A 23,284-nucleotide genomic window follows, 5' to 3' on the forward strand; every position below is an offset into this window, starting at 1 on the left:
TCAAGGTGTATCTAATCGTTTAGTATTAACGGGTTCTGAAAAGGCTTTGTCCACGCCTTTCATCAAGGGAGATAACAGGTATTCCATAATGCTGTGTTTTCCGGTAATTACACTGGCGTCAACAGTCATACCTGGTTTTAACCACCGTAAATCATCTTCATTAACATCGAATGCAATAATTACTTTATAATAACGCTGAATTGTTCCTCCGGTATTTTCCTCATAGGAATCAGGGCTAATATTATCGATAGTCGCATTATACGATTTTATCTTTGGTTGGATAATTGACTGCACATCCAGTTTAACGGCTTCATCTACATATATTTGGTCACGGTATTTGGGTAATATTTTCACATCGGCCAGCATAGTCCTTACTTTTGGTTTTATTTCAAAAAGTAAGTCCGCCGCCTGAATCACACCACCATGAGTAGTGGCACTTTTATTGATTTTATAAATTACACCGTCAACCGGTGAATAGATATCCTCCTCATTTATCTGCTTCTCTATTACTTTTAATGTAGAGTTAACAACCTCAAGTTCCTGAAGATTTTTAGATATTATTTTAGATAAAGATAGTCGCAATTCATTATTAAGCGCCTCAATATCATTAACAACCAACTCAATATCATCTTTTTTTAAAGTGATGCTACTTTCAATATCATTAATTTCAGACTTAACTTTTATATACGCCTGTTTCTTGTTAAGAAAATTGGTATATGGGCTAATTCCTTTTTTTACCAGTGGGGAAAGAATATTTATTTCTTCGGCAAGCAATGCGAGTTCTTTTTCTTTCGAACTCAGCTTCTCTTGTAATCCGCTAATCTCAGAATCAAGAGAGGTTTTTTTTAACTCTTTAGCTCTTATCTGACTATGCACTAATTCAATATTCGCTTTTACCTCTTTATTACTTAAAGAACGGGTGCCATCCAGGGTAATCAATCCACTCTCATTTTCTTTATCAAGAATGAAAGATATTTCGTTAACATCTTTATCCAGATACCCTTTTTGAGTTCTATACCTTTGATATTCTTTTTGCAGATCAAGGTTAACGACCTTTGCAAGGAGTTCTCCTTTTTTTACAGTATCACCCTCGGCTACATAAATATCTTGTATCGTCCCTCCTTTAGAAAGAGATATTAACTGAGCATTATCTTTAGTGGTGATAACGCCCTGACCATGAACCACTGAATTAATTTCTATAAAGTAGGTAAGGATAATAATTAAGATCGTCAAAGAAATAATTATCATCATGAGATGATCGCTTTGTCTTCTATTCATTTCATTACATTTAACTCACTTTCAGTATTTCCTTTTAAATAATCCATTAAATGAAAAATCAATGAGAGTTGCTGTAACTTTAAAATATACAGGCTATATTTGCTGTCGATCATGCTTACATATGCCTGAAATGCTTCATTACGGCTTGAAATTAAATCAAGCAAACTTTTTTGCCCTAACTGAAACTCCTGCTCATATAATTCAGTAAGCTGTAACGCGTTTGTATGTGAACGTTCCGCCACTGAGTAAGTCTCTTTTGCAGCGGCGTATCTTGAAAGTTGTGAATCAATGTTATAACGCGTTTTAATCAAAAAATCGTCAATTTGCAGCTTAGCCTGCGAGTAACTTGCCACCATTTTTCTTTCCTGGGCTGAATTTCTGAACCCATTAAAAATGTTGAAACTGACATTGATACCCGTTTTGAATTCATCTTCATAATCACTTTTTTTGGCACTACCGCTCGGGTTATTCTGTACATAGCTGGAAACGAGATCTACAGTCGGAAAATAGGATGATTTTGCGGCATTAATATCTTCGGTCGCGGCTTTTCGGGTATTGACAAGCATCTTATAGTCATCATTGTATTTCATCACCATGTCCATAAGTTTTTCAGGACTTTCGACAAAGATATATTTTTTGAAGAGGTTGAATTTTTCATCGCTTTGAATCTGAACTGGTGATAAATTCAGACCAGTCATATTCTGCATTTTATACATTTCATCATCCAACATCGACTGATACATAATGCTTCTGGTATTTAATGCATCGATAGATACTTGTACTTTACGCATATCAGATTGCATCGCTACACCGGAAGATACCAGCAGCGAAAAAGTTTCCAGCATCTTTTTATAAAACTCTTTCTCAAGATTTACGCCATCAATCATTTCACGATATTTACTGATGTTGTAATAGGTTGTCACAACCTCCTGAGACACTATATTCTTTGTTTTTTCATAGTCAGTTTTACTATTATCTCTTTCGTATTCAGATTTCCTGATATTAGCCCCCCTCACTCCAAAATCCGTTATTCGGTATGATAAAGACACCTTATTTTCAACGTTTCTCTCGGTACCTGATGACTCTTTCCTGTTATTATTAAGGCCAGATGTTAGATCCAGGGTAGGATAAAGTGCTGCCCGTGAAAGATCTAAGTCACTGTTTTTCTTTTCAGTCTCATAATATGAAACAGCAACAGAGGGCTGATGCGTTAATGCGGCATTAACTAAGTCTCTTAGAGGAATGACCGGAAGCTCGCTGGCGTATGTGCTTTGTGTAATAAAAGCAGTCGTCAGAAAAAACATCTTAATCTTCATTTTTTTCCTCCTTGTTTAACAAACGTTGCTTTACTATTTCCTGGTGCATAGATGTTATTTTTTCCATTAATGGCATATAGGTATCACGGTAGCTAACCATTTCAGCACTAATCTCTTTAGTATTGGCAATAATCTTTTTATCAGTAGCCGATAGATCGGATAGCGCTAAATGAACATTGTTCATATCCTCATCCATTTCTTTTCTCAGCCCATCGAGAGTATGAGAAATATCGGCACTGCCAGCGGCAATATCGTTTATGGTCTTACCATGTGAAAGAGATTCCTGATAACATTTATCAACTGATGCCATTATTGAATCATTCTTTTTGTCTATAATATTTTGTATTGTACTCATTGCCTCCAGCCGTGCATTATTATCAGCAAGCAGGATATTACCTTCAGATAAACGAGAGGTAATTGTTATTACACCGTCAGATAATTTTTTGAGATTTTCGTTACTGCTTACCAGATAACCATCAATCAGCGTAGAAAGTTGTTCCAGTTTTGCTGAGTTATCCGATAGTCGGTTTTGCAAAGTGACAAAGCTATCTGATAGCATCACTCGTTTCTTTTCTTCATCCTGCGTCCGTAAGTTTTCAACTGTCAGGTAGTTATCAAAAAACGCTTTAAACAACTCTTTAAATTCTACAAGCGTCTCTGATTCAACCCGCAGGCTTCGTTGTTTATTATTGGATCTGTTGCTTATGATTTTTAATTTTTTGATTTCCGTAGAAACAAGGGAATAGGAGCTGCGAACAAAAACACTTTGTGAGGTCAGGAGTATGGCGCAAACAACACCATAGATAGAAGATACAAATGCGGTATTCATCCCTTTCAATGGTTCAGAAAGCGACGCTACCATTGTCACGATCATATTGAGTGTATTACTTGCATTATCACCGCCAACATCTGATGGCGAGCTCAATAAATTCCCGATTGAACCAATCGTAATAGACAGACCCGCAAACGTCCCCAACAGGCCAACAAGCGTCGACACATTGCTACAACTCATAATAAATGACAATCGTTGGTTACGGGCGGTAGACACATTGTCATCTAATTCCATCAGCAAATTGAAATCACACTGTTTGGGTTCTCCGGAAAACAAAATCTGATTGAGGTTAGAAAGAATACTATTTTTTCTGCTGGCGTCCTGAGCTATTAATATGTCTTTTGCTGAAATATTTTTAAAAATAGTGAATAATGCACACAAAGAGCCTGTAATATAAATGGCAATAATGACTCCATTGTAAATTGCAGAAACCATAAAGTTATCAAAAACATACTCTCTTATACCGGGAAAAGATAAAGCGGAAAAAGGGAGTATGGCAAGGAAAAAACAGACAAACAAATAGCGGTAATGATTTATATATTTCACTCGGACACCTTTTTATTAATAGTCGTGATAATAGCTTTACTCGTTGTACTTGATGCTGCGGAGTTAACACTCATGTCAATAACTACATCAGGATATATCTTCTTAATCTCTTTCATTAAAATAATTCCCCGTTCATATCCCAGTCGTAAAGAGTCAGAGAAAGAGATGTCTGCCTGAGGAATAACCATTTCTATCAATAAATTACTATTGATTTTGTCTTCTAACCAAGCCTTTATTTTATGAGTGTCCTCTTCTGAAAAGCTTCTCAGCCTGCCATGATACGTAATAACAAGCTCATTTTTTGTAGATGTTATATCAATTTTCTGACCATCGGCGATATCGTATACTCCAACCTCCTTACCTGACATTGTAGTCATTCCGTCCGACACATCTTGAGTATTCACTTCCTTATTAACTATTTCATTAGGATTTGAATTGTCATTGGCTCCGCTATTTTGAGCAGTAGATTTAGTCTTATTCTCTATATTTGCTTTATAAACTTTAATTGAGTTGTCATACATAATAATCATATTATTAAGTGCAAACACCAACATAAGAAATATAAAAATGCACAATACCGTAGAGAATGTATCAACAAAACTAGGCCACGGATTACTTTCGTCTTCCATGTTGTCTCCTGATATTACATTGTGAATAAAATGTTTTTGTGGATTAGAAAGGATAAAGGATGCTCAACTTATTCAGAAAGTGAACGCTACCGCCCTTGGCTTCCTGCTACCAATACGCTTTATAGATTTCAGTTTTCCTACATCTCGTAATCAGAAAAATAAAAACAATGACGCCATTTTTGTGCGCCCACAACAAAGATGAGTGCTTTAATTAAAAACACTCTTTATTTTTTAATTAGGTAGACATCAATTATTGCACTAACTATATCTTCCCCAATAATAGGTATCGCATAAGCTCTCAGCTCATAAATAAAAAATAGTCATCAGCAAATTAAAACCACTCGCCGATAAATAGATTTGTTAGCTAATCATTGAAACTCTAAATCATTTTAAGGACATATTTCTTTTTAATACGCGTTATAATCATACGTATTTAATAAATTTGCCTCCAGAAGATAAAATGAATTTTCACAATTAAAACATAGGGTCATAGGGACTTCAATATAACTTAAATCATTAAAAATATAATAAGCGGGGAGTAAAAAATCAGAATTGCGTAAAAAAATACATAAATAAAACCATTTTTTATATAAAGCCAGCTATAAGTAACAAGTTTATCTTCAGCAATTAAAAATAAAGCAAGATGAACATATCATATTTGACCTCATCACAAGCTAAAGCAAACATTTAATTAACTATTGATAATACCGACCATTCTCTAACGTTATTTTATAATATCTTTTTGTTGTCAAAAAATGGCTATAAATTATATATTTTGCAGATGAGATTTCTCTTTCATATTTAAGACAATCCGGGTTATTGCAGTACATTTATGAACTTCGGCTGGATAATGATGTGCCGAGGCGAGTCGGCCAGAGGCGATAAGCGACATTTTTCCGTAAGATATGCGCTTCTCTTTTTTGAAAGGGAGACAAAGACAATAATACCAGGTAAGAAAATGCCTGGTTTACACCAGGCATTTCAGCAGACGAGAACTATAGCGAAAATGCAAATAACGCTTTGAGTTTTTTACCAAAAATCAGAACGGAATGTCGTCGTCAAAATCCATTGGCGGTTCGTTAGACGGCGCTGGCGCGGATTGCTGTGGACGCGACTGCGCGCCGCCGCTGAACTGGTTGCCGCCCTGCGGCTGCTGAGGTTGTTGCGGTTGACCCCAACCCCCCTGCTGCTGACCGCCTGCCGGTGCGCCGCCGCCCTGGCGACCACCCAGCATCTGCATCACGCCACCGATCTGCGGAACGTTAATTTCAGTCGTATAGCGTTCCTGGCCACTCTGATCGGTCCACTTGCGGGTACGCAATTGACCTTCGATATACACCTGAGAACCTTTACGCAGATATTCGCCGGCCACTTCCGCCAGTTTGCCGAACATCACCACCCGGTGCCATTCAGTCTGCTCTTTCATTTCGCCGGTCTGCTTATCGCGCCAGGATTCAGAAGTAGCCAGCGTTAAGTTGGCGACAGCGCCGCCACTCGGCATATAGCGTACTTCCGGGTCCTGGCCCAGATTACCAACGAGAATCACCTTGTTTACGCCTCTGCTGGCCATAATTGAGTCTCCTGAATACGTTTCATAAATAGTGTAAACGCGTGAGTGTACCATTTCCACGTAGCATTTTAATAGCTGCGATGCAGGTTCCAGGTCACTCGCGCGAACCTCATATTGTTGCATACTTTAGCTGAAGATGCATTCCAATACTGTATATTCAAACAGGTTAAATTGTGTCATAATTAGCCGTTTCTGCCGTTTGTCCTTCAAACAAACCAGGCATCCGAGTCTCTACCGGGAAAGGTGAATGGATAAGATCGAAGTTCGGGGCGCCCGCACCCATAATCTCAAAAATATTAACCTCGTCATCCCCCGCGACAAACTGATTGTCGTGACCGGGCTTTCGGGTTCAGGCAAATCCTCACTGGCTTTCGACACTCTGTATGCCGAAGGGCAGCGTCGTTACGTTGAATCGCTCTCCGCTTACGCGCGGCAGTTTTTGTCGCTCATGGAAAAACCGGATGTCGACCATATTGAGGGGCTATCGCCCGCGATCTCAATTGAACAGAAATCGACATCGCACAACCCGCGCTCTACGGTGGGTACTATTACCGAGATCCACGACTACCTGCGCCTGCTGTTTGCCCGCGTGGGCGAACCGCGTTGTCCGGATCATGACGTGCCGCTGGCGGCGCAAACCGTTAGCCAGATGGTCGATAACGTGCTGTCACAGCCGGAAGGCAAACGTCTGATGCTGCTGGCGCCGATTATTAAAGAGCGTAAAGGCGAACACACCAAAACGCTGGAAAATCTGGCAAGCCAGGGTTACATTCGCGCCCGTATTGACGGCGAAGTCTGCGATCTCTCCGATCCGCCGAAGCTGGAGCTGCAAAAGAAACATACCATTGAGGTGGTGATCGATCGCTTCAAAGTTCGCAACGATCTTTCCCAACGCCTGGCGGAGTCGTTCGAAACGGCGCTGGAATTATCCGGCGGCACGGCGGTTGTTGCCGATATGGACGATGAGAAAGCGGAGGAGCTTCTGTTCTCCGCCAATTTTGCCTGTCCGATTTGCGGCTACAGTATGCGCGAGCTGGAACCGCGTCTGTTCTCGTTCAACAACCCGGCAGGCGCCTGCCCGACCTGTGACGGCCTCGGCGTTCAGCAATATTTCGATCCGGACCGCGTGATCCAGAATCCCGACCTGTCGCTGGCAGGCGGCGCGATTCGTGGTTGGGATCGTCGCAATTTTTACTACTTTCAAATGCTCAAGTCGCTGGCGGAACACTATAAGTTCGACGTGGATGCGCCGTGGGCAAGCCTCAGCGCCAACGTACACAAAGTCGTGCTGTACGGTTCCGGCAAAGAGAATATTGAATTTAAATATATGAACGATCGCGGCGATACTTCCGTGCGCCGCCATCCGTTCGAAGGCGTGCTGCATAATATGGAGCGCCGTTATAAAGAGACGGAATCCAGCGCGGTGCGCGAAGAGCTGGCGAAATTCATCAGTAATCGCCCCTGCGCCAGCTGTGAAGGAACGCGACTGAATCGCGAAGCGCGCCATGTATTTGTGGAAAATACGCCGCTGCCTGCTATTTCCGATATGAGCATTGGCCATGCGATGGATTTTTTCACTAATCTCAAGCTTTCCGGGCAACGGGCGAAAATCGCCGAAAAAGTGCTAAAAGAGATCGGCGATCGCCTCAAGTTTCTGGTGAACGTCGGCCTGAACTATCTCACGCTCTCCCGCTCGGCAGAGACGCTTTCCGGCGGCGAAGCCCAGCGTATTCGTCTGGCGAGCCAGATAGGCGCCGGGTTAGTCGGCGTGATGTATGTGCTGGATGAACCGTCCATCGGTCTGCACCAGCGCGATAACGAACGGCTGCTGGGTACGTTGATTCATCTGCGCAATCTTGGCAATACCGTGATTGTGGTGGAACACGATGAAGACGCCATCCGCGCCGCCGACCATGTGATTGATATTGGCCCCGGCGCGGGCGTTCACGGCGGCGAGGTGGTGGCGGAAGGCCCGCTGGAAGCCATTATGGCGGTACCGGAATCACTGACCGGCCAGTACATGAGCGGTAAACGCAAAATTGAAGTGCCGAAACAACGCGTGCCGGCAAATCCAGAAAAAGTGCTCAAACTCACCGGCGCGCGCGGCAATAACCTGAAAGATGTGACCCTTACGCTACCGGTAGGGCTGTTTACCTGTATCACCGGCGTCTCGGGTTCCGGTAAATCAACGCTGATTAACGATACGCTGTTCCCCATCGCCCAGCGTCAGTTAAACGGGGCGACTATCGCCGAACCGGCGCCGTATCGGGATATTCAGGGGCTGGAACATTTCGATAAAGTGATCGATATCGACCAGAGTCCAATCGGGCGTACCCCGCGTTCCAACCCGGCGACCTATACGGGCGTCTTCACCCCGGTTCGTGAGCTTTTTGCTGGCGTGCCGGAGTCTCGCTCTCGCGGCTATACGCCAGGGCGATTCAGCTTCAACGTGCGCGGTGGTCGCTGCGAAGCGTGCCAGGGCGATGGCGTCATTAAAGTCGAAATGCACTTTCTGCCGGATATTTACGTGCCGTGCGACCAGTGCAAAGGCAAGCGCTATAACCGGGAAACGCTGGAGATTAAGTACAAAGGCAAGACCATCCACGAAGTGCTGGATATGACCATTGAAGAAGCGCGTGAGTTCTTTGATGCGGTTCCGGCGCTGGCGCGTAAGCTGCAGACGCTGATGGACGTGGGGCTGACCTATATCCGTCTTGGTCAGTCGGCGACGACGCTTTCCGGCGGCGAGGCCCAGCGCGTGAAGCTGGCGCGCGAACTGTCGAAGCGCGGCACCGGGCAGACGCTGTATATTCTCGACGAGCCGACCACCGGCCTGCACTTTGCTGATATTCAGCAGTTGCTTGACGTTCTGCATCAGTTGCGCGATCAGGGCAACACCATCGTGGTGATCGAACACAACCTGGACGTCATTAAAACGGCGGACTGGATTGTCGACCTCGGCCCGGAAGGCGGCAGCGGCGGCGGCGAAATTCTCGTCTCCGGTACGCCGGAAACCGTGGCGGAGTGCGAGGCGTCGCATACCGCCCGCTTCCTTAAACCTATGCTCAAATAACCTTCACGCCGCTTTCCGATTCGCCGGGAAGCGGCATCATTTTTCCTCATCCCACCTCATTGTATCCGTGTTGAGCATTTGTGATTTGCGTGCCGCCTCGCTCTGACATGTGATAGCGCAAACGGTCTGTTATGGAAAACACCATGAAGTTGCCCTACGCAATCACACTACTGCTGTGCCTGTTTTTAGCCGCCTGTACGCTACCTGACCGCTTTAGCGCCGTGGCTTTTCAACAACTGACGCTATTACAAGCGCGCTCAACCCGCTTCCTGCAGGACGCGGCGCGAATACCGTGGCAAAAAGAGACACTGCTCAAGGATGACCGCGATATCCGCCAGACATTTTTTCAGGCTGAGCGGGTCGCCCGTCAAGGTGGGGATAAACACCGACTCGATAATCTGGCGCTGCTGAAAAATCACTATTTGCGTCTTTATGCGCGGGTTATGCAACGTAAGCAACCACTTACTTACATCCAGGCTGAGAGATACCAACAGCAAAATAATCAGGTCTGGAAATTAGCCATACAGGGTGAGTGTCTGCATTGGGGCGCACGCTGTACTCAGGGAGAAGAAAATGGCGTCTATTAACGAAATACATAACCTGATGACCACCGCCCGGGCCGAACATCCTGTAGCCTCCTCGGCGATTGCCGAGTTTATCCAGGCGTATAAGCAGGCAAGAGAAGACAGCGACGACGGTATACGCGAGTCCGCTGCGTTTATCGCCCGCGCGCTTCAGGAACATGCTCGCGGCTGGCTGGACGACGACGATATGATTATTCTGCTGGAAGGACAGCGGGACCTCGCCAGGCTACGCGCCAATAATGCGCAAATCGCCCTCGGCAGCCGTATCCGGTCTACGGTCATCCGCCTCATTGATATCGCCCTGGCGTTGTTGGTCGGCGCGCTATAATCAGGACTGCGGCAACTGCTTGCGTTTATCTTCCGGCAGCGCATTTACCGCCTGTTGATAAGAGGCATCGACCAGATAATAGAGTTGTGAATCCGGCAGCGATCCGTCCAGATAGACCGTGCTCCAGTGCGCTTTATTAAGGTGCCGACTCGGTCGTACATCGCTGTGCTGCTGACGTAATAACTCTGCCAGTTCCGGGCTGGTTTTGAGAGAGGCTGCCGGGCGTCCTTCAACTTCTTTTACCATCGCGAAAAGTACATCTTCCACTTTAATTTGCGTCGCTTTCCAGTCGCTGTGGACGCTCTGCTCTGCGCCAGGTTTTGCCATGCAGTATTGCAGTAATTCCGAAATGGTCATTATCATTCCCCTTGTAGTGTCGCGATGATTTTACGTGGACCGCCGTGAATACGGTGCTCTCCCAACCAGATACCTTGCCATGTTCCTAACTGTAAACGCCCCTGGCGTACAGGCAGCAGCAACGAGACGCCCAATACTGACGACTTAATATGCGAAGGCATGTCATCTGCGCCTTCGTAATCATGTTCATACGCCGCATTATCGGGAACGGTTTTCAGGAAATGGCGCTCCATATCAGCGCGCACGGTGGGATCGCAGTTTTCGTTTAACGTCAGCGAGGCCGAGGTATGTAGTAACAACAGATGCAGCAAACCCGTTTCGACAGGCGGTAAGCCAGACAATTTATCGATAATTTCATCTGTTATCAGATGAAACCCGCGCGGCTTCTCGCTCAGTGTAATGGTGCGCTGATACCACATAGGCTGCTCCTTCCTAAAAACAAACGTCTCCTGAATAGTGTGCAGCAAGTCTGGAAAAGGTAAAAGCCAGCGGGGCAAGTTTGTGCAAAAATCATGCAAAAAAGGAGAGCCTGTCGCTCTCCTGATTTTTAGTACTCCGAGTTGACAATGACTTCCTCGCCAAACGCTCCTGCCTGCGGCAGCGGTTTGTAGGTGGAGTTAGCCGCGCGCAGGATGCGAATACCGCGGATACCACAATCACGAGCCGCAGTAATATCGTTATCCGAATCGCCGTAGAAGATACGCATGTTCTTCTCCTGCAGCCACTGAACTTTCGTATTTTGTCCCGGTTTATCGCCGGCGAAAATCACCGGATTCATATTCGCCGCCGGAATATGGAAGTTATCCGCCAGCGTTTTCGACACGGTTTCCGTTTTCGTCTGACTACGACCAGTGACAAAGTAAATACTGTCGCCACGACGAACATGCATATCAATGAGCTGTCGGGCCACTTCTTTTGGAATACTGAATTCATCCCAGCCGTTGTTCATTTTTTCCCAAAAGGCCGGATTTTTCAGATAATCGTCGCTGTCCGGGGAGTAGGTTTTCTTTCCGCGCCAGAATCCGGGGCTGGAAAATAACACGGTGTCGTCAATATCAAAGCCGACCGCCATCGGCGGGCGTCCGGTGAGGCTGTTTTCAATCTGGGCGACAGAGACCCAATGGACAGGCGCTTGTTCCGCGAGTTTTGCAACGTTAGTGCCCGGATTGAGCGTCGAAGGGGAAGATACTAACGCATTCGCGGAATGGTTTAGCGTAAACAACAAACAGACGGCACTTAGCGCCAGGGTTATTTTTTTCATGCTTTTCCCTTAAAATTCAAAATATTATAATTATCAAGATGAGTCTTTGCTCAAAAAACTATCTGACCATAACGCCAGTAACGGTCAAAAGGAAGGATTATCTGCGGTTTTGTTACGAAAAAAGAGGATGATCACAACAGCTATTGTCAGACCGGAGGGCAATGTTATCGCCGTCCGGCCTGAATATTACATGACAGCGGCAAATGCCTTCGCCACGCGGTGTACATTTGAAGCATTAAGCCCGGCGACACACATGCGGCCACTGGCAATCAGGTAAACGCCAAACTCATCGCGCAACCGCTCGACTTGCTCCTCGCTTAACCCGGTATAGCTGAACATACCGCGCTGCTGTAACAAGTAATCAAAGTTGCGGTCAGGCATCTCCGCCTTCAGCTCCTTCACCAGCGTCTGGCGCATCGATATAATGCGGTTACGCATCGCGTCGACTTCCGCCAGCCAGCCCGCTTTTAACGCCTCATCGCCCAGGACCGTAGCGACCACCTGAGCGCCGAAACACGGCGGACTGGAGTAAATTCGGCGCACCGTCGCTTTTAGCTGTCCCAGAACCCGCGCGGCAATTTCAGCATCTTCACACACCACGGACAGGCCGCCGACGCGCTCGCCGTACAGCGAGAAAATCTTCGAAAAAGAATTACTGACTAACGCAGGTAACCCGGCGCTGGCAATGGCGCGAATAGCGTAAGCATCCTCGTCCATGCCTGCGCCAAACCCCTGATAGGCAATATCAAGGAACGGAATCAGATCGCGCGCTTTCACTATCTCAATCACCGCATCCCATTGCGAAGGTGTTAAATCCGCCCCGGTCGGGTTATGACAACAGGGGTGCAGCAGCACGATACTGCGTGCAGGTAACGTATTCAGCGTGGCCAGCAGATCGTTAAAACGGATGCCGTTAGTCGCGTCGTCATACCAGGGGTAAGTACTCACTTCGAATCCTGCCCCGGCAAATATCGCAATATGGTTTTCCCAGGTGGGGTCGCTCACCCATACGCCTGCGTCGGGGAAATAACGCTTCAGGAAATCCGCGCCTACTTTCAGCGCGCCGGAACCGCCTAATGTCTGGATAGTAGCCACGCGCTGTTGCTGAAGAACCGGGTGATCGGCGCCAAAGAGCAAAGGCGCGATAGTATGGCGATAAGTATTGAGTCCTTCCATCGGCAGGTACAGCGAAGCGCCATGCGGCTGCGCGTTAAGCCGGGCTTCGGCTTCGGCCACCGTTTTGAGCTGTGGGATAATCCCGTCTTCGTTGTAATACAGGCCAATGCTCAGATTTACTTTGTCGTGACGGGAGTCGTCTTTAAAACGCTCCATCAGTGAAAGAATCGGATCGCCGGCATAGGCGTCAACTTTTTGAAACACGCGATGGTTCTCCAGGTTTACAGAGGGCAGGAAATAACACAATAAACCGGAAGGACGAGAAGATCGAGAGGATGTTGTGGTGGATGCGCATATTGCCGGATGGCGGCGTGAACGTCTTATCCGGCCTACAGCCAATGCGCGAGACAAGCCGGATAAGCGCAAGCGCCACCCGGCCTGCCGCGTATTTAATCAATATACTTCATCGCCACCCTTGAAGTCAGGCGCGTGATAAGTTCGTAAGCACTTACTTTTGTCATTTCAGCGATACGTTCAACCGGCAGACCTTCGCCCCATAAGACCACCGGATCGCCCGCGTTATCCTGCGCGTTTGGCCCCAAATCCACGCAAATCATATCCATCGCCACCCGCCCGACAATCGGGACTTCACGACCATTGACCAGTACTGGCGTACCGGAAGGCGCCGCTCGTGGGTAGCCATCGCCATAACCCATCGCCACCACGCCCAGGCGCGTGTCGCGCTCACTCACCCATGTCCCGCCGTAGCCCACCGGTTCGCCCGCTTTGTGGTCACGCACCGCGATCAAACTGGAGGTTAAGGACATCACCGGCTGAAAACCAAAATCAGGCCCCCAGGGTTTGTGTTCCAGCGGCGATACGCCATACAAAATGATGCCCGGACGCGCCCAGTCAAAGTGAGACTGCGGCCACAGCAGAATACCGCCAGACGCGGCAATAGAGCGCTGACCGGGTTTACCCTGACAGAAGGCATTAAAAATGTCGAGCTGATGTTCGGTAGCGCCGCATTCCGGCTCATCCGCACGGGCAAAATGGCTGACGATATTCACCGGCTGGCGTACATTTTTACAGTGCGTCAGACGCTGGTAGAACGCCTCCGCCTCTTCGGGACGCACGCCGAGACGATGCATACCGGTATCCAGTTTCATCCAGACCGTTACTGGCTCCGCCAGCTCCACCGCCTCCAGGGCGGCAAGCTGCTCCTGATTATGTACGGCGGTATGCAGACATTGCGCGGAAATGGTCGGCAGATCGGCGGCGTCGAAAAAACCCTCCAGCAGCAGGATAGGCTGCGTGATCCCGCCCGCTCGCAGACGTAGAGCCTCTTCAAGACGCGCCACGCCAAAAGCGTCAGCATCAGGGAGCGTTCGCGCGGTCTCCAGAAGACCGTGTCCATAAGCGTTCGCTTTCACCACCGCAACCAGCTTACTGGCAGGCGCCAGTTCACGCAGACGTTGCAGGTTGTGTCGCAGAGCGCGGCGGTTAATGACGACTGTTGCCGCTTGCATTTGAATTCCTTGTTAACAGAATGACGGAGAGTTACTCATCATCGTATTGCGGTCCCGCATAGTTATCGAAGCGCGACCACTGACCATTGAACGTCAGACGAACCGTACCGATAGGACCGTTACGTTGCTTACCAATAATAATTTCAGCAATGCCTTTTAAGTCGCTGTTCTCGTGATAAACCTCATCACGGTAGATAAACATAATTAAGTCGGCATCCTGTTCAATAGAGCCGGATTCACGCAGGTCGGAGTTCACCGGACGTTTATCCGCGCGTTGTTCCAGGGAGCGGTTAAGCTGCGATAGCGCCACGACCGGCACCTGGAGTTCCTTCGCCAGCGCTTTCAACGAGCGAGAAATTTCGGCGATTTCCAGAGTACGGTTATCAGAAAGCGACGGCACGCGCATCAATTGCAGGTAGTCGATCATAATCAGACTTAACCCGCCATGTTCGCGGAAAATACGCCGTGCGCGCGAACGGACTTCTGTCGGCGTAAGACCTGAGGAGTCGTCAATATACATATTGCGTTTCTCCAGCAGAATGCCCATCGTGCCGGAGATTCGCGCCCAGTCCTCATCATCGAGTTGACCGGTACGAATACGTGTCTGATCGACGCGGGACAGCGAGGCCAGCATACGCATCATGATCTGTTCGCCGGGCATCTCCAGACTAAAGATCAGTACCGGTTTATCCTGCAACATCGCCGCATTTTCGCAGAGGTTCATCGCAAAAGTGGTTTTACCCATGGAGGGACGCGCCGCGACGATAATCAAATCCGAACGCTGTAACCCTGCCGTCTTTTTATTGAGATCCTGATAGCCGGTATCCACGCCTGTAACGCCATCGTGCGGTTGCTGGAACAACTGCTCAATACGCGCCACGGTAGCGTCGAGAATCTGGTCGATGCTTTTCGGGCCTTCGTCTTTGTTGGCCCGGTTTTCCGCGATCTGGAAGACGCGCGACTCCGCCAGATCCAGCAGTTCGTCGCTATTACGCCCCTGTGGATCGTAACCGGCGTCCGCAATTTCATGCGCCACCGCGATCATATCGCGGACCACGGCGCGTTCGCGCACAATGTCCGCATAAGCACTGATATTCGCCGCGCTTGGCGTGTTTTTAGACAACTCCGCCAGATAGGCGAAACCGCCGACGCTGTCCAGTTGGCCCTGCCGCTCCAGCGATTCCGCGAGCGTAATCAGGTCGATAGGACTGCCGCTTTCCTGCAAGCGCCCCATCTCCGTAAAGATATGGCGATGCGGGCGGGTATAGAAATCTTCCGCCACCACGCGCTCGGCCACATCGTCCCAGCGCTCGTTATCCAGCATTAAACCGCCCAACACCGACTGTTCCGCTTCAATCGAGTGCGGCGGTACTTTTATCCCGGCAACCTGCGGATCGCGGTCGCGGGCATCAGTCTGTGGTTTGTTGAAGGGTTTATTTCCTGCCATAGTGAATGGAGTTACCGAGATAGTGATTGGGTCGAAAGATTACCACATTTCTTTTGGAGGAAGCATGGCAACGCGTATTGAATTTCACAAGCATGGTGGTCCGGAAGTGCTTCAGACCGTGGAGTTTACGCCAACGGAACCGGCGGAACACGAAATCCAGGTTGAGAACAAAGCCATTGGTATCAACTTCATCGACACCTATATCCGTAGCGGACTCTATCCGCCCCCGTCGTTGCCTGCGGGCCTGGGAACCGAAGCTGCGGGTGTGGTCAGTAAAGTCGGCAACGGCGTGGAGCATATTCGCGTGGGCGATCGCGTCGTCTACGCGCAGTCAACGCTCGGCGCTTACAGTTCTGTCCATAACGTCCCCGCAGATAAAGCCGCGATTTTACCTGACGCCATTTCCTTCGAACAGGCGGCAGCCTCTTTTCTCAAGGGGTTGACCGTTTTTTACCTGTTGCGCAAAACCTATGAAGTGAAACCCGACGAACCCTTCCTGTTTCATGCCGCTGCGGGCGGCGTCGGTCTGATCGCCTGCCAATGGGCGAAAGCGCTGGGCGCGAAGCTTATCGGTACCGTCGGTAGCGCGCAAAAAGCGCAGCGGGCGCTGGACGCTGGCGCCTGGCAGGTAATTAATTACCGTGAGGAGAGTATTGTCGAACGGGTAAAAGAGATCACCGGCGGCAAAAAAGTCCGCGTGGTCTATGACTCCGTGGGGAAAGATACCTGGGAAGCCTCACTGGACTGCCTGCAACGACGGGGACTGATGGTCAGTTTCGGCAATGCGTCCGGCCCCGTCACCGGCGTGAATTTAGGTATTCTGAATCAGAAAGGTTCCCTGTATGCCACGCGACCTTCACTACAGGGGTATATTACGACGCGTGAAGAACTGACCGAAGCCAGCAATGAATTGTTCTCACTGATCGCCAGCGGCGTGATTAAAGTTGATGTGGCTGAAAATCAACGCTATGCGTTAAAAGATGCCCGTCGCGCGCATGAGGTGCTGGAAAGCCGGGCAACACAGGGCTCAAGCCTGCTGATTCCGTAATAGCTCTGCAAAGAAATTGGGCTTCCACCCGGGAAGCCCTTTCTTTTTTTGTTCGGCTGTATGTAGGGTACAGCGCGATGAATTCGTTACCTGCGCAATCATGACAGATTTAATAATCGATTCCTATTTGCCTGTGAGGGCAAAGTTCCAGGTTGTGACGAACCGCTCAATACCTTAGTAAAACCGACGGTTATTGCGCTGATACTGTGGGATTTTTGGCGTTTTTACTGCTTTGATCACCCACACCACAGCCACCGCCAGCAGTAGCCACGGTAACAGTTTGATCATCAGGGAGAACATTCCGCCCAGGAACATGACGGCAGTCGCTACAACCAGCGCGGCCAGAATGCCCAGCAAGGAGACGCCCGTCACCATTAACATCAGAAAAAAGCCAAGCACAAAAAGTAGTTCCAGCATAGTCGCTCCCCATAAAGATGGCATTGCCCGGCGGCACGACGCTTACCGGGTCTGGTCAGGTAAGCTATTACAAAAATCATGCCAATATTTATATTATTGATATATAAAGAAAACGCCCTGCAAGACTGCACAGAGCGTGGTGAGATTGACTAATTTTTGGCGAACTTTTAACGCTTGTCTGCTACCAGTTTTAGCGCCTGCTCCAGTACAGCAACATCCGCGCCAGCTTTATGGGCGTTTTCGCTCAGATAGCGACGCCACTGCCGCGCGCCGGGGATGCCCTGGAACAACCCCAGCATATGGCGAGTGATATGCCCCAGATACGCTCCCTGGCTCAATTCACGCTCAATATAGGGATACATCGCACGAACCACCGCAACCGGGTCGGCATCGGTGGTATCGGCGCCAAAGATCTCCCGATCCACCGCGGCCAGTATACCCGGATTCTGATAAGCTTCGCGGCCAACCATGACGCCATCCATATGGCGCAGATGCTCCTTCGCCTCTTCCAGAGATTTGATGCCGCCGTTAATGGAGATGGTCAGGTGCGGAAAATCCCGCTTTAGCTGATAGACGCGCGGGTAATCCAGCGGCGGGATCTCACGATTTTCTTTCGGGCTTAAGCCAGAAAGCCAGGCTTTGCGCGCATGGATAATAAACATCTCGCATTCGCCCTGACCGGAAACCGTATCGATGAAATCACACAGAAACGCATAACTGTCCTGATCGTCAATACCAATGCGGGTTTTTACCGTCACCGGAATCGAGACGACATCACGCATGGCTTTAACACAATCGGCGACCAGTTGCGCATTGCCCATCAAACAGGCGCCAAACATACCGTTTTGCACGCGATCGGAGGGGCACCCCACGTTGAGGTTAATTTCATCGTAGCCACGCGCTTCCGCCAGCTTTGCACAATGCGCAAGCTGAGCCGGATCGCTTCCACCAAGCTGTAGAGCGACCGGATGCTCTTCTTCGCTGTAAGCCAGATAGTCACCCTTACCGTGAATAATCGCGCCCGTGGTCACCATTTCGGTGTAGAGCAGCGTCTGGCGAGACAGCAAACGCAGGAAATAGCGGCAATGTCTGTCCGTCCAGTCGAGCATAGGCGCGATGGAGAAGCGATAAGCAGGAAAAGCGGAGGACTGGGTTTCAGGCTGCATGGCGAATAAATAAGCATCCGGTTAAAAAAGGGGCGTTACTATAGCATAACGCTAAACCGGAGGCGTAGCGCCTCCGGTGAAAGCACCTCAGAATGTCATTGTAAGCTGCGCGCCTGCCCCCCAGGTTTCATCTTCGCCGTACAGTCCCATTAAGTCGAGATGCACACGGTTAAAGGGCGCAAAACCAAGACCGCCGGTAACTACATTGCTATCGTTATTTTTCACATCCGCACGATACCCTGCGCGCACCGCCAGCCATGACAACGGTCGAACTTCAGCGCCGACACCCACGTACTGTGAATTGTCTTCGCTCTTAAAGCCTTTCGTTTCCGTCAGATCGCCATCGGCGCTTACGGTCAGCAAATCGTTATGCCATGCGACGCCCGCGGTAACCAGGGGGCGGATTTGGTATGTATCTTTGTAGTTGGTGGTTTCTCCCGTCATACCATTAGTGATGTAAATATCTTTCGTATCGATATCGCGAGATACCAAATTTTGCCCGCTCAGCCCCAGCGTCCAGTTTTCACCGATATCGGCAGCAAGCCCCGCATCAATGTTAAAACCCGTATCGTCATTGCGATAACGGCTGCTATTCCAGTCGCTACTGTCGTAGTTATAAATTGAGGTGGTGTAGTTATAGAGCCAGGTTTTTTGCAGTTTTGGCGTAACGCCAATGGAAACAGGCACCTCGCCCATCACAAACTGCTTCGCCAGCGCAATACCGTAGTCAGATACAATCGCTACCCGTCCTGACGCGGTAGAGTTTAAATGCTTTGTAATTTCGTCAGACCCCAGCAAAGCAGCGCGTCCTGCTTCACGAAGCGCGACACGTTCATCATGCTGGATATCGCGCAGATACTGAATATCGTTCTGATCAATGGACGAACTCACGCGCCCATGCGCATAACCTTTGGCGATAAACGCCACGGAAAGCGTTTGCCCTGGAATACTTACCGCCAACCCGGCGCCGGCATTGGCGCGGGCGGTTTTTCCGTTGAGATATTCCAGCTCATCGGCCAGGTCGCGCGCGGCGCCCTGAAATTGATTCAGCACGCCTCGCGGATTGAACAGAATTTGCCCCAGCGTAAGGTTATCGACGACCTCATCGTAGTAATCCACTTTATCGCTGATATCGTCAATTTCATCCTGGAGATTGTCTTTATCCGTAATCTGGACGCCGACCGCAGGAAGGACAACAGTGATATTGTCTTCCGGTTTAGCTTTTGCCAGTAACGCCGGATTTAATAGTACTCCGCTGCCATAATTCGCGGACGCGACGCCCGTCCCGCCCATTGCGTCATTACGCGCTTCCGTCCAGGTATTGGCGGCGCTCGCCTGCTTTGCCATAAAAAGCGAGACCGCGATAGCAATCAGTGAAAGTTTGACGTTTTTGTTCACAGTTAGCCCATCTTATTATCAGGTGAAGTAATCCCTCCGCCACGCTTTACCGGACAGAGGCGAACCATTGCTGTGAAATAGTGATGTTAAATCCTGTTGTTATAATATCGACCCTCATTATGTATAGATGAGAATACTGGCGCGGAAAAGCTTAGCAGGCGATATATTGTCGCGGGGTAATTTCAGAGTTTTAAGCAGCTCGTGGTAAAGTAGCGGATTAGACTTTCATGCCATTCGAGGTGCTACATGGAAAAGACCACAACGCAAGAGTTACTGGCGCAAGCTGAAAAACTCTGCGCGCAGCGCAACGTGCGCCTGACGCCTCAGCGCCTCGAAGTGCTGCGCCTGATGAGTCTGCAACAGGGTGCCATCAGCGCATACGATTTGCTCGATTTGCTGCGCGAAACGGAACCACAGGCCAAACCGCCCACCATCTACCGCGCGCTGGATTTTTTGCTCGAACAGGGTTTTGTCCATAAAGTGGAATCCACCAATAGTTATGTGGTTTGCCACCTGTTCGACCAGCCAACGCACAGCTCGGCCATGTTTATCTGCGATCGTTGCGGCGTGGTGAAGGAAGAGTGTGCCGAGGGCGTGGAAGACATCATGCATACGCTGGCGGCTAAAATGGGCTTTGCGCTACGACATAACGTTATTGAGGCGCACGGTCTGTGCCCTGCGTGCGTAGAAGTGGAAGCGTGTCGCCATCCGGGCGACTGTGGTCACGATCACTCGGTGCTGGTGAAGAAAAAACCGCGTTAGCCTGAACGGAAAAACGGGCGGCAGTAGAGAGGGGCACGCCCGCATTCATAAGCAAACAGTGGGAAGCACATCCATGTACTCCTGGTAGGGGAAAACATATTACCAGCGATAGTTGTTACGGGTTTCCCAGTCAACAACCTCTTTTTCCGCCTGATCTTTCTGGTAACCGTAACGCTCCTGGATTTTACCTACCAGTTGGTCGCGTTTACCTTCGATAACGGTCATATCGTCATCGGTCAGTTTGCCCCATTGTTCTTTCATTTTACCTTTAAACTGTTTCCAGTTACCGCCGGCTTCGTCTTTATTCATCATCTTGTCCTCATCATTCGGTTAGGAATAGCAGGTGTTATTCGCCCAAATGCTCTGCAATTTCTGCTGGACGTGATAATAATTGTAGGCAGGAATTCGGCCTTCGGTTTTATATTCAGAATTTTTAACCGTCACGATCTGGCAAACCATGTACCCTCGCGCCAGTGACGACGCCAGATAAGGCTCAACGACAGACCGCGAAGCGCCAGGAACACGGTTAATGCCAGCCATAAACCATGATTTCCTAATACCGGCAGGGCGAAGAGCGTCAGCGCAAATCCTCCCGCGGCGACTGCCATGCTATTGCGCATTTCGGCGGCGCGCGTCGCGCCAATAAACATACCGTCGAGCAGATAGCACCATACGCCCACCAGCGGTAATACCACCTGCCAGATAAGATACCGATCCGCCAGTAGCTGTATTTGCGGCAATGAGGTCAGTAACGCGACAATATGTTCGCCTGCCAGGGCATAGACTGTGGAAAACAACAAGGCCACAATTCCTGACTGACGACACGCCGCTCGCCAGACGTCCAGTAGCTTGCTACCGTCACGCGCGCCGTAAGCCTGACCGGAGTGCGCCTCCACCGCATAAGCAAAACCGTCCAGCGCATAGGCCGTAAAGGTGAGTAAGGTCATCAGGACTGCATTTACCGCGATAATATCGCTGCCCAGCCGCGCGCCTGACACCGTGATTGCGCCAAAACAAAGCTGAAGGAGCAATGAGCGCAGCATGATATCGCGATTGAGCGCTAAAAGGCGGCGCACGTTGCCGCGCCAGGCCTGTTTTAGCATATCCAGCGACACACCGCGGAGATGGAGAACTTTACGTACCATCATGAGGCCGATCAGTAACGTGGCATATTCTGCGATGACCGTCGCCAGGGCGGCGCCCTGCACGTTCATATGAAGTCCCATCACCAGCCACAGGTCGAGCGCGATGTTGAGGATATTGCCCACGACCAACAAGATAACCGGCGCCCGCGCATACTGAACGCCTAACAGCCACCCGAGCAGCACCAGATTCGCCAGTGACGCGGGAGCGCTTAGCCAACGAATTTCAAGGAAGCGTCTCGCCTGCACCAGGACAGCGTCGTTCCCGCCGACAATATGTAAAGCCAGCTCGATAAGCGGCGTGCGAAATAGCACAATCATCACGCCTGCGCCCAGCGCCAGCAATAACGGTTGAATGAGCGCCCGGGCTAACGCCTGCGGATTTTTGGCGCCAAATGCCTGCGCCGTTAGGCCGGTGGTGCTCATACGTAGAAATAGCAGCAGCATGAAAAGAAAGCTGGTGGCAGTCGCGCCCACCGCCACGCCGCCCAGGAAAACCGGGCTGTCCAGATGACCAATCACCGCCGTATCGACCAGCCCCAGTAAGGGGACGGTGATGTTAGAAAAAATCATCGGCAGCGCGAGACGCCAGAGAGCTTTATCAGAGGAGGTAAAAAGCGGCATGGAGAAAAGCCTGACAAGGAGTTAAACGAAACGAGCGCATTGCCGGATGGCGACGTAACGCCTTATCCGGCCTACAAATTAATCATCTCAGGAACTGCATTCCCGTAGGCCTGATAAGCGCAGCGCCATCAGGCTGCACGATTGCCGGATGACGGCTTACAAGGAGATTAAAAAGAGATTACAACCATTCCCCGTTGCGAATGACGCCTACCGCCAGCCCTTCAATCGTAAAGCTTTGTTCGCGCAGATCCACCACTATCGGTGTAAACTCACTGTTTTCCGGCAGCAACTCCACTTTATTGCCCTGCTTTTTCAGGCGTTTTACTGTCACTTCATCGTCAATGCGAGCGACAACCACCTGGCCATTACGGACGTCCTGCGTTTTATGTACCGCCAGCAAATCCCCATCCATAATACCGATGTCTTTCATCGACATACCGCTCACGCGCAGCAGGAAATCGGCGCTGGGTTTGAACAGTGAAGGATCGACCTGGTAATGGCCTTCAATATGCTGCTGCGCCAGAAGCGGTTCACCCGCCGCGACACGCCCGACAAGCGGTAATCCGTCCTCTTCTTCCTGTAACAGACGGATACCTCGCGATGCGCCGGAAACGATTTCAAGCACCCCTTTGCGCGCCAGCGCCTTAAGGTGTTCTTCCGCAGCGTTTGGGGAACGGAACCCCAAACGCTGCGCGATTTCCGCACGCGTCGGTGGCATACCTGTCTGGCTGATGTGATCCCGGATGAGATCAAACACCTCTTGTTGCCTGGCCGTTAACGCTTTCATTCCGCCCCCTGGGTGTATATACAGTCATGCTGTGAGTATATACAGTTAAAGGTGATTTTGGAACCACAAACGGC

At 49.5% G+C, this 23,284-nt stretch carries 23 protein-coding genes; 5 read left to right on the forward strand and 18 right to left on the reverse strand.

All coding sequences use genetic code 11. From position 1 onward, the window contains the following. The 5 genes from siiD to ssb1 all read right to left on the reverse strand — a co-directional run bounded on the left by siiD (position 1) and on the right by ssb1 (position 6,171). A complete protein-coding gene (gene siiD / locus OLG56_RS20185) occupies positions 1-1,278 on the reverse strand; it encodes an SPI-4 type I secretion system protein SiiD (protein WP_001081935.1) in 1,278 nt (425 codons plus the stop codon). After that, on the reverse strand, positions 1,275-2,594 hold the full coding sequence (siiC, locus tag OLG56_RS20190) for an SPI-4 type I secretion system protein SiiC (protein WP_001541306.1): 1,320 nt from the start codon (positions 2,592-2,594) through the stop codon (positions 1,275-1,277). Before siiC ends, siiD begins: the two co-directional genes overlap by 4 nt. Further along, positions 2,584-3,972, reverse strand: a complete 1,389-nt coding sequence (locus OLG56_RS20195) for a MotA/TolQ/ExbB proton channel family protein (protein ID WP_000875200.1) — start codon at positions 3,970-3,972, stop codon at positions 2,584-2,586. The genes siiC and OLG56_RS20195 overlap by 11 nt, the downstream gene beginning before the upstream one ends. After that, on the reverse strand, positions 3,969-4,601 hold the full coding sequence (siiA, locus tag OLG56_RS20200) for an SPI-4 type I secretion system auxiliary protein SiiA (protein WP_000389240.1): 633 nt from the start codon (positions 4,599-4,601) through the stop codon (positions 3,969-3,971). The genes OLG56_RS20195 and siiA overlap by 4 nt, the downstream gene beginning before the upstream one ends. A 1,039-nt stretch (positions 4,602-5,640) precedes the next feature. After that, complete coding sequence (gene ssb1, locus OLG56_RS20205) at positions 5,641-6,171, reverse strand: single-stranded DNA-binding protein SSB1 (RefSeq protein ID WP_000168322.1); 531 nt, start codon at positions 6,169-6,171, stop codon at positions 5,641-5,643. A 247-nt stretch (positions 6,172-6,418) separates the two neighbouring features. Between ssb1 and uvrA the strand changes: the two genes are divergently transcribed. From uvrA to OLG56_RS20220, 3 genes are all read left to right on the forward strand, one after another. Next, on the forward strand, positions 6,419-9,244 hold the full coding sequence (uvrA, locus tag OLG56_RS20210; protein ID WP_000357725.1) for an excinuclease ABC subunit UvrA: 2,826 nt from the start codon (positions 6,419-6,421) through the stop codon (positions 9,242-9,244). Between the two features lie 131 nt (positions 9,245-9,375). Continuing rightward, the gene (locus OLG56_RS20215; RefSeq protein WP_000432195.1) at positions 9,376-9,831 is read left to right on the forward strand and encodes a hypothetical protein; all 456 of its coding nucleotides are present in this window, start codon (positions 9,376-9,378) and stop codon (positions 9,829-9,831) included. Next, positions 9,818-10,156 (forward strand): hypothetical protein, encoded by a 339-nt coding sequence (locus tag OLG56_RS20220; RefSeq protein WP_001627500.1) that lies wholly within the window; start codon positions 9,818-9,820, stop codon positions 10,154-10,156. Before OLG56_RS20215 ends, OLG56_RS20220 begins: the two co-directional genes overlap by 14 nt. On the opposite strand, the gene OLG56_RS20225 is transcribed toward OLG56_RS20220, so the two are convergent. From OLG56_RS20225 to dnaB, 6 genes are all read right to left on the reverse strand, one after another. Then, positions 10,157-10,513: an MmcQ/YjbR family DNA-binding protein gene (locus OLG56_RS20225; RefSeq protein WP_000155665.1), complete on the reverse strand. Its 357-nt coding sequence runs from the start codon at positions 10,511-10,513 to the stop codon at positions 10,157-10,159. A 2-nt stretch (positions 10,514-10,515) separates the two neighbouring features. Beyond that, the gene (locus tag OLG56_RS20230; RefSeq protein ID WP_000270392.1) at positions 10,516-10,932 is read right to left on the reverse strand and encodes a secondary thiamine-phosphate synthase enzyme YjbQ; all 417 of its coding nucleotides are present in this window, start codon (positions 10,930-10,932) and stop codon (positions 10,516-10,518) included. A 128-nt stretch (positions 10,933-11,060) separates the two neighbouring features. After that, complete coding sequence (gene aphA / locus OLG56_RS20235) at positions 11,061-11,774, reverse strand: acid phosphatase AphA (protein ID WP_000724436.1); 714 nt, start codon at positions 11,772-11,774, stop codon at positions 11,061-11,063. 186 nt (positions 11,775-11,960) lie between these two features. Then, positions 11,961-13,154 (reverse strand): aromatic amino acid transaminase, encoded by a 1,194-nt coding sequence (gene tyrB, locus OLG56_RS20240; protein WP_000486910.1) that lies wholly within the window; start codon positions 13,152-13,154, stop codon positions 11,961-11,963. Between the two features lie 185 nt (positions 13,155-13,339). Continuing rightward, positions 13,340-14,419, reverse strand: a complete 1,080-nt coding sequence (gene alr, locus OLG56_RS20245) for an alanine racemase (protein WP_001147297.1) — start codon at positions 14,417-14,419, stop codon at positions 13,340-13,342. A gap of 31 nt (positions 14,420-14,450) precedes the next feature. Further along, the gene (gene dnaB / locus OLG56_RS20250) at positions 14,451-15,866 is read right to left on the reverse strand and encodes a replicative DNA helicase (protein ID WP_000918353.1); all 1,416 of its coding nucleotides are present in this window, start codon (positions 15,864-15,866) and stop codon (positions 14,451-14,453) included. Between the two features lie 64 nt (positions 15,867-15,930). Between dnaB and OLG56_RS20255 the strand changes: the two genes are divergently transcribed. Next, positions 15,931-16,914, forward strand: a complete 984-nt coding sequence (locus OLG56_RS20255; protein ID WP_000235555.1) for a quinone oxidoreductase — start codon at positions 15,931-15,933, stop codon at positions 16,912-16,914. Positions 16,915-17,088: 174 nt separating this feature from the next. On the opposite strand, the gene pspG is transcribed toward OLG56_RS20255, so the two are convergent. The 3 genes from pspG to OLG56_RS20270 all read right to left on the reverse strand — a co-directional run bounded on the left by pspG (position 17,089) and on the right by OLG56_RS20270 (position 19,895). Next, on the reverse strand, positions 17,089-17,331 hold the full coding sequence (pspG, locus tag OLG56_RS20260; RefSeq protein WP_061377182.1) for an envelope stress response protein PspG: 243 nt from the start codon (positions 17,329-17,331) through the stop codon (positions 17,089-17,091). 167 nt (positions 17,332-17,498) lie between these two features. After that, positions 17,499-18,497 (reverse strand): tRNA dihydrouridine(20/20a) synthase DusA, encoded by a 999-nt coding sequence (gene dusA, locus OLG56_RS20265; RefSeq protein WP_001182221.1) that lies wholly within the window; start codon positions 18,495-18,497, stop codon positions 17,499-17,501. 87 nt (positions 18,498-18,584) lie between these two features. Next, on the reverse strand, positions 18,585-19,895 hold the full coding sequence (locus tag OLG56_RS20270) for a conjugal transfer protein TraF (RefSeq protein WP_023225674.1): 1,311 nt from the start codon (positions 19,893-19,895) through the stop codon (positions 18,585-18,587). Between the two features lie 246 nt (positions 19,896-20,141). On the opposite strand from OLG56_RS20270, the gene zur reads away from it, so the two are divergent. Continuing rightward, entirely contained in the window at positions 20,142-20,657 is a 516-nt protein-coding gene (gene zur, locus OLG56_RS20275; protein ID WP_000416271.1) for a zinc uptake transcriptional repressor Zur, read from the forward strand. A gap of 99 nt (positions 20,658-20,756) precedes the next feature. On the opposite strand, the gene OLG56_RS20280 is transcribed toward zur, so the two are convergent. The 4 genes from OLG56_RS20280 to lexA all read right to left on the reverse strand — a co-directional run bounded on the left by OLG56_RS20280 (position 20,757) and on the right by lexA (position 23,210). Further along, positions 20,757-20,966, reverse strand: a complete 210-nt coding sequence (locus OLG56_RS20280) for a CsbD family protein (RefSeq protein ID WP_001030592.1) — start codon at positions 20,964-20,966, stop codon at positions 20,757-20,759. A 21-nt stretch (positions 20,967-20,987) separates the two neighbouring features. Next, a complete protein-coding gene (locus tag OLG56_RS20285; protein ID WP_010989093.1) occupies positions 20,988-21,101 on the reverse strand; it encodes a hypothetical protein in 114 nt (37 codons plus the stop codon). After that, the gene (gene dinF, locus OLG56_RS20290) at positions 21,098-22,423 is read right to left on the reverse strand and encodes an MATE family efflux transporter DinF (RefSeq protein ID WP_001128113.1); all 1,326 of its coding nucleotides are present in this window, start codon (positions 22,421-22,423) and stop codon (positions 21,098-21,100) included. Before dinF ends, OLG56_RS20285 begins: the two co-directional genes overlap by 4 nt. A 178-nt stretch (positions 22,424-22,601) precedes the next feature. Then, a complete protein-coding gene (lexA, locus tag OLG56_RS20295) occupies positions 22,602-23,210 on the reverse strand; it encodes a transcriptional repressor LexA (RefSeq protein WP_000646079.1) in 609 nt (202 codons plus the stop codon). Between the last annotated feature and the right edge of the window lie 74 nt (positions 23,211-23,284).

Source organism: Salmonella sp. 2018103 (assembly GCF_026247685.1).
Classification (GTDB): domain Bacteria; phylum Pseudomonadota; class Gammaproteobacteria; order Enterobacterales; family Enterobacteriaceae; genus Salmonella; species Salmonella enterica.

Coding starts and splice junctions, on each gene's coding strand:
- OLG56_RS20215 (WP_000432195.1), top strand. CDS start 9,376: ATGGAAAACACCATGAAGTTGCCCTACGCAATCACACTACTGCTGTGC.
- aphA (WP_000724436.1), bottom strand. CDS start 11,774: ATGAAAAAAATAACCCTGGCGCTAAGTGCCGTCTGTTTGTTGTTTACG.
- uvrA (WP_000357725.1), top strand. CDS start 6,419: ATGGATAAGATCGAAGTTCGGGGCGCCCGCACCCATAATCTCAAAAAT.
- OLG56_RS20230 (WP_000270392.1), bottom strand. CDS start 10,932: ATGTGGTATCAGCGCACCATTACACTGAGCGAGAAGCCGCGCGGGTTT.
- OLG56_RS20220 (WP_001627500.1), top strand. CDS start 9,818: ATGGCGTCTATTAACGAAATACATAACCTGATGACCACCGCCCGGGCC.
- dusA (WP_001182221.1), bottom strand. CDS start 18,497: ATGCAGCCTGAAACCCAGTCCTCCGCTTTTCCTGCTTATCGCTTCTCC.
- pspG (WP_061377182.1), bottom strand. CDS start 17,331: ATGCTGGAACTACTTTTTGTGCTTGGCTTTTTTCTGATGTTAATGGTG.
- OLG56_RS20225 (WP_000155665.1), bottom strand. CDS start 10,513: ATGACCATTTCGGAATTACTGCAATACTGCATGGCAAAACCTGGCGCA.
- zur (WP_000416271.1), top strand. CDS start 20,142: ATGGAAAAGACCACAACGCAAGAGTTACTGGCGCAAGCTGAAAAACTC.
- dinF (WP_001128113.1), bottom strand. CDS start 22,423: ATGCCGCTTTTTACCTCCTCTGATAAAGCTCTCTGGCGTCTCGCGCTG.
- lexA (WP_000646079.1), bottom strand. CDS start 23,210: ATGAAAGCGTTAACGGCCAGGCAACAAGAGGTGTTTGATCTCATCCGG.
- siiC (WP_001541306.1), bottom strand. CDS start 2,594: ATGAAGATTAAGATGTTTTTTCTGACGACTGCTTTTATTACACAAAGC.
- OLG56_RS20280 (WP_001030592.1), bottom strand. CDS start 20,966: ATGAATAAAGACGAAGCCGGCGGTAACTGGAAACAGTTTAAAGGTAAA.
- ssb1 (WP_000168322.1), bottom strand. CDS start 6,171: ATGGCCAGCAGAGGCGTAAACAAGGTGATTCTCGTTGGTAATCTGGGC.
- alr (WP_001147297.1), bottom strand. CDS start 14,419: ATGCAAGCGGCAACAGTCGTCATTAACCGCCGCGCTCTGCGACACAAC.
- OLG56_RS20255 (WP_000235555.1), top strand. CDS start 15,931: ATGGCAACGCGTATTGAATTTCACAAGCATGGTGGTCCGGAAGTGCTT.
- siiD (WP_001081935.1), bottom strand. CDS start 1,278: ATGAATAGAAGACAAAGCGATCATCTCATGATGATAATTATTTCTTTG.
- siiA (WP_000389240.1), bottom strand. CDS start 4,601: ATGGAAGACGAAAGTAATCCGTGGCCTAGTTTTGTTGATACATTCTCT.
- dnaB (WP_000918353.1), bottom strand. CDS start 15,866: ATGGCAGGAAATAAACCCTTCAACAAACCACAGACTGATGCCCGCGAC.